At 63.0% G+C, this 6,457-nt stretch carries 4 protein-coding genes; all 4 read left to right on the top strand.

Annotated elements, in window-relative coordinates; genetic code table 11:
• Positions 1–2,551, top strand: a 2,551-nt coding sequence (locus VGH68_RS11115; protein ID WP_331603675.1) for a 2-oxoglutarate dehydrogenase E1 component, incomplete at its 5' end; no start/stop codon positions are given.
• A 140-nt stretch (positions 2,552–2,691) separates the two neighbouring features.
• A complete protein-coding gene (gene odhB, locus VGH68_RS11110; protein WP_331603674.1) occupies positions 2,692–3,972 on the top strand; it encodes a 2-oxoglutarate dehydrogenase complex dihydrolipoyllysine-residue succinyltransferase in 1,281 nt (426 codons plus the stop codon).
• A 138-nt stretch (positions 3,973–4,110) separates the two neighbouring features.
• Positions 4,111–5,541 (top strand): dihydrolipoyl dehydrogenase, encoded by a 1,431-nt coding sequence (gene lpdA / locus VGH68_RS11105; RefSeq protein WP_331603673.1) that lies wholly within the window; start codon positions 4,111–4,113, stop codon positions 5,539–5,541.
• 83 nt (positions 5,542–5,624) lie between these two features.
• Positions 5,625–6,457: cell division protein ZapE (gene zapE / locus VGH68_RS11100; protein ID WP_331603672.1), on the top strand; the 833-nt coding region annotated here is incomplete at its 3' end.

Below are 6,457 nucleotides of genomic sequence, written 5' to 3'. Positions count from 1 at the left end.
CTTCCTCGGCTCGCAATGGGCCAATCTCGATCCTCTGAAGCGCCGCGAACGTCCCGCGATCCCCGAACTTGAACCCGCGTTCTACGACTTCACCGAAGCCGACATGGACCAGGAGTTCAGCGCAACGAATCTGTACTTCGGGTTCGAGCGCGGCACGCTGCGCGACATCGTCAAGGCCCTGCGCGATACATACTGCGGCACGATCGGCGCCGAGTACATGTACATCAGCGATCCCGAGCAGAAGCGCTGGTGGAAGGAGAAGCTCGAGTCGATCCGTTCGACGCCGAACTTCAGCAACGAAAAGAAGAAGCATATCCTGAACCGCCTGACGGCCGCCGAAGGCCTCGAGCGTTTCCTGCATACCAAGTACGTCGGCCAGAAACGCTTCTCGCTCGAAGGTGGCGAGAGCTTCATCGCGTCGATGGACGAAGTGGTGCGTCACGGCGGCGCCAACGGCGTGCAGGAAATCGTCATCGGCATGGCACACCGTGGCCGTCTGAACGTGCTGGTCAACACGCTCGGCAAGATGCCGGCCGACCTCTTCGCCGAATTCGAGGGCAAGCACGTCGACGATCTGCCGGCAGGCGACGTGAAGTACCACAAGGGTTTCTCGTCGGACGTCTCGACGGAGGGCGGCCCGGTCCACCTGTCGCTCGCGTTCAACCCGTCGCACCTCGAAATCGTCAACCCGGTGGTCGAGGGTTCGGCAAAGGCACGCATGGACCGTCGTGGCGACGACTCGGGCCTGCAGGTGCTGCCGGTGCAAATCCACGGCGACGCGGCGTTCGCGGGCCAGGGCGTCGTGATGGAAACGCTGAACCTCGCGCAAACGCGCGGCTACGGCACCCACGGCACGCTGCACATCGTCATCAACAACCAGATCGGCTTCACGACGTCGGACCCGCGCGACTCGCGCTCCACGTTGTACTGCTCGGACGTCGTCAAGATGATCGAGGCGCCGGTGCTGCACGTGAACGGCGACGATCCCGAAGCGGTCGTGCTGGCTACGCAGATGGCGATCGACTTCCGGATGCAGTTCCACAAGGACGTCGTCGTCGACATCGTTTGTTTCCGCAAACTGGGCCACAACGAGCAGGACACGCCGGCCGTCACGCAGCCGTTGATGTACAAAACGATCGCCAGGCATCCGGGCACGCGCGCGCTGTACGCTGAAAAGCTGGTGCAGCAGGGTGTGATCACGGCCGAGGAAGGCGACGAATTCGTCAAGGCTTACCGCAAGGCGATGGACGAAGGCCATCACACGGTCGACCCGGTGCTCTCGAACTACAAGAGCAAGTACGCGGTGGACTGGGTGCCGTTCCTGAACCGCAAGTGGACCGACGCGGCCGACACGGCCGTGCCGCTCGCGGAACTCAAGCGCCTCGCCGAGCGCATCACCACGATCCCGGAAAACTTCAAGGTTCACCCGCTCGTCGAGCGCGTGATCAACGACCGTCGCGCGATGGGCCGCGGCGAAGCGAAGCTCGACTGGGGCATGGGCGAACACCTCGCGTTCGCATCGCTGGTCGCATCCGGTTATGCGGTGCGCCTGACCGGTCAGGACTCGGGCCGCGGTACGTTCACGCACCGCCACGCGGTGCTGCACGATCAGAACCGCGAACGCTGGAACGACGGCACCTACGTGCCGCTGCAGAACATCGCCGAAGGCCAGGCGAAGTTTACGGTGATCGACTCGGTGCTGTCGGAAGAAGCGGTGCTGGGCTTCGAATACGGCTACTCGACCGCTGAGCCGAACACGTTCGTCGCGTGGGAAGCGCAGTTCGGCGACTTCGTGAACGGCGCACAGGTCGTCATCGACCAGTTCATCTCGTCGGGCGAAGTCAAGTGGGGCCGCGTGTCGGGCCTGACCATGCTGCTGCCGCACGGCTACGAAGGCCAGGGTCCGGAGCACTCGTCGGCGCGTATCGAGCGTTTCCTGCAACTGTGCGCAGACCACAACATGCAGGTCGTTCAACCCACCACGCCGGCGCAGATTTTCCACCTGCTGCGCCGTCAGATGATCCGCCTGTTCCGCAAGCCGCTGATCGTCGCGACGCCGAAGTCACTGCTGCGTCACAAGGAAGCCGTGTCCGATCTGTCGGAACTCGCGAAGGGTTCGTTCCAGCCGGTGCTGGGCGAAGCCGACGAAGCGATCGACGCGAAGAAGGTCAAGCGCGTGCTGGTGTGCTCGGGCCGCGTGTACTACGACCTCGTCGCGCATCGCCGCGAAGCGAAGGCGAACGACGTCGCGATTCTCCGTATCGAACAGCTGTATCCGTTCGCGCATAAGCAGTTCGAAGCGGAGATGAAGAAGTTCGACAACGCGACCGAAGTGGTGTGGGTGCAGGACGAGCCGCAGAATCAGGGCCCGTGGTTCTACATCGAGCACCATCTGAAGGAAGGCATGAAGGAAGGACAGAAGCTCGCCTACAGCGGTCGTCCGGCTTCGGCCTCGCCGGCAGTCGGCTACTACGCGAAGCACTACGAGCAGCAGAAGGCGCTGGTCGAAGGCGCTTTCGGCCGCCTCAAGAGCGCGTCGATCGCTAAATAAGAAAATAGACGAGCCGGGAAAGCGCAGTGCGCTTTCCCGCGCCGCGCCGGACGATCCCATGAGGTTTAGGCGCGGCGTGCACGGTTCGCGGGCGGTCGAGGTTTAGTGCCGTCACCCGATACGTATTCAGGATACTCATAATGGCTATTGTTGAAGTCAAGGTTCCCCAGCTCTCCGAGTCGGTCTCGGAAGCGACCATGCTGCAGTGGAAGAAGAAGCCCGGCGAGGCTGTCGCCCAGGACGAAATCCTCATCGAAATCGAGACCGACAAAGTCGTGCTCGAAGTGCCGGCGCCCTCGGCCGGTGTTCTCGCGCAAGTCATCGCGAACGACGGTGACACCGTCGTCGCCGACCAGGTGATCGCGAAAATCGACACGGAAGGCAAGGCCGGCGCCGCCGCTGTCGAAGCCGAGGTGAAGCCGGCTCGGGCCGCCGCTCCGGCTACCGCAGCACCGGCAGCACAAGCCGCCGCCGCAACAGGTTCGAACACCGCTGCTTCGCCGGCCGCCGGCAAGCTGATGGCCGAGCAGGGTCTGAGCGCGGGCGATGTCGCCGGCACGGGCCGTGACGGCCGCATCACGAAGGGCGACGTGCTGGCTGCTGGCCAGGCCGCGCCGGCGGCTGCCAAGGCCGCGCCGGCACCGGCTGCCGCCCCGAAGGCCGCGAAGCCGTCGCTGCCGGACGTCAAACCCCCGGCATCGGCCGACCAGTGGCTGAAGGATCGTCCGGAACAGCGGGTGCCGATGTCGCGTCTGCGTGCGCGTATCGCCGAGCGTCTGCTCGAGTCGCAGCAAACCAACGCGATCCTGACCACGTTCAACGAAGTGAACATGGCTCCGGTGATGGACCTGCGCAACAAGTACAAGGACAGGTTCGAGAAGGAACATGGCGTGAAGCTCGGCTTCATGTCGTTCTTCGTGAAGGCGGCGGTGCACGCGCTGAAGAAGTTCCCGCTGGTGAACGCGTCGATCGACGGTAACGACATCGTCTATCACGGCTACTTCGACATTGGTATCGCCGTCGGTTCGCCGCGCGGTCTGGTGGTGCCGATCCTGCGCAACGCCGACCAGTTGAGCCTCGCCGACATCGAGAAAAAGATCGCGGAATTCGGCCAGAAGGCGAAGGACGGCAAGCTGTCGATCGAAGAAATGACCGGCGGCACGTTCTCGATCTCGAACGGCGGCGTGTTCGGCTCGATGCTGTCGACCCCGATCATCAACCCGCCGCAGTCCGCGATTCTCGGTGTGCACGCGACCAAGGAACGCGCCGTAGTCGAAAACGGCCAGATCGTGATCCGCCCGATGAACTATCTTGCGCTGTCCTACGACCACCGTATCATCGACGGCCGCGAAGCCGTGCTGTCGCTGGTCGCGATGAAGGACGCGCTGGAAGATCCGGCTCGCCTGCTGCTCGACCTGTAAGCGCCGGTACTGGCGGCGCCGCCCCGCATCGCGCGGGCTGGCGCCGTCTGAATAGCACGTCCTTAGAACACCGCAGCACAGGAACGGCGCGCGCCACGCAACGTGGCCCGGCGCCGTTCCGCCATCAAAGGGATTGTCATGTCCAAAGAATTTGACGTCGTCGTGATCGGCGCAGGCCCTGGCGGTTACATTGCCGCCATTCGCGCAGCGCAGCTCGGCAAGAGCGTCGCATGTATCGAAAATTGGAAGAACCCGGCCGGCGCGCTGAAGCTCGGTGGCACCTGCCTGAACGTCGGCTGCATTCCGTCGAAGGCGCTGCTCGCGTCGTCGGAAGAGTTTGAAAACGCATCACACCACCTCGCCGACCACGGCATCCTGGTCGAAAACGTGAAGGTCGATATCTCGAAGATGATGTCCCGCAAGGAAGGCATCGTCGAGAAGATGACCAAGGGTATCGAATTCCTGTTCCGCAAGAACAAGATCACGTGGCTCAAGGGCCACGGCAAGTTCACCGGCCGTACCGATGCCGGCGTGCAGATCGAAGTGAGCGGCGAGGGTGAAACCGAAGTCGTCACCGCGAAGAACGTGATCCTCGCGACGGGTTCGAAGGCGCGTCATCTGCCGGGCATTCCGGTCGACAACAGGATCGTCGCCGACAACGAAGGCGCGCTGTCGTTCGACTCCGCACCGAAGAAGCTCGCGGTGATCGGCGCGGGCGTGATCGGTCTGGAACTCGGCTCGGTGTGGCGCCGTCTCGGCGCGGAAGTGACCGTGCTCGAAGCGCTGCCCGAATTTCTCGGCGCGGCTGACCAGGCGCTCGCGAAGGAAGCGGCCAAGCAGTTCAAGAAGCAGGGTCTCGACATCCACGTCGGCGTGAAGGTCGGCGAAGTGAAGACCACCGACAACAGCGTAACGATCGCCTACACGGACAAGGACGGCAACGCGCAGTCGCTCGAAGCCGACCGCCTGATCGTGTCGATCGGCCGGGTGCCGAACACCGACAACCTCGGGCTGGAGGCGATCGGCCTGAAGGCCAACGAGCGCGGCTTCATCGACGTGGATGACCACTGCGCGACGTCGGTGCCAAACGTGTACGCGATCGGCGACGTGGTGCGTGGCCCGATGCTTGCGCACAAGGCGGAAGACGAAGGCGTACTGGTCGCCGAAGTGATCGACGGTCAGAAGCCGCACATCGACTACAACTGCATTCCGTGGGTGATCTACACCGAACCGGAAATCGCATGGGTCGGCAAGACGGAACAGCAACTGAAGGCGGAAGGCCGCGAGATCAAGACCGGCCAGTTCCCGTTCATGGCGAACGGCCGCGCGCTCGGCATCAACAAGGCGGACGGTTTCGTCAAGATGATCGCCGACGCGAAGACCGACGAACTGCTCGGCGTGCACATCATCTCGGCGAACGCATCGGACCTGATCGCCGAAGCCGTGGTGGCGATGGAATTCAAGGCCGCGTCGGAAGACATCGGCCGGATCTGCCATCCGCACCCGTCGCTGTCGGAAGTCATGCGCGAAGCGGCACTTGCGGTCGACAAGCGCGCGCTGAACATGTAATCGCGCACGCCTGACTGAACGCATCTTCGGTATCACCAGGGCGGGCGGGTTCATTCCCTCCCGCCTTTTTTTGCAGCAACACGATGAACGTCACCGAATACTACGAAAAAGAACTGCAGACGCGCAGTTACCAGTCCGATCCGGCGCAGCGCGCGGCGGTCGAGCGGCTGCAGCGGTGCTATGAGGAGTGGGTCGAATACAAGTCGCGCCGCTCGAACGCGTTCAAGAAGCTGATCATTCACCCGGACCTGCCGCGCGGCGTGTACATGTGGGGTGGGGTCGGGCGAGGCAAGAGCTTCCTGATGGACAGCTTCTACATGATCGTGCCGGTGCAGCGAAAAACGCGTCTGCATTTCCACGAGTTCATGCGCGAAGTGCATCGCGAACTGGAAGAATTGAAGGGCCAGGCTGATCCGCTCGACGAACTCGCGCGCCGCATTGCAAAGCGTTATCGGCTGATCTGTTTCGACGAGTTCCATGTCTCGGATATCGCCGACGCGATGATTCTCTATCGGCTGCTCGACAAGCTGTTCGAGAATGGCGTGCAGTTCGTGATGACGTCCAACTACGATCCGGACACGCTGTACCCGGATGGCCTGCATCGCGATCGCATGCTGCCCGCGATCGAGTTGATCAAGCAGAAGCTCGACGTGATCAACGTCGATGCAGGCGTCGACTACCGGCAGCGCACGCTTGCTCAGGTGGAGGTGTATCACACGCCGCTGGACGCCGCTGCCGGCAAGGCGTTGCGCGACGCGTACGCGCGCCTCGCCGCGGTGCCCGACGAAAGCCCGATTCTGCGCATCGAAAAGCGCGAGCTCAAAGCGTTGCGACGTGCAGATGGTGTGGTCTGGTTCGACTTTGCAACGCTCTGCGGCGGTCCGCGTTCACAGAACGACTATCTGGAACTGGCGAG

This window comes from Paraburkholderia sp., assembly GCF_036488505.1.
In the GTDB taxonomy this organism is placed as follows: domain Bacteria; phylum Pseudomonadota; class Gammaproteobacteria; order Burkholderiales; family Burkholderiaceae; genus Paraburkholderia.
Note: the sequence above shows the minus strand (reverse complement) of the source record. Positions and strands in the feature narration are given on the sequence as shown.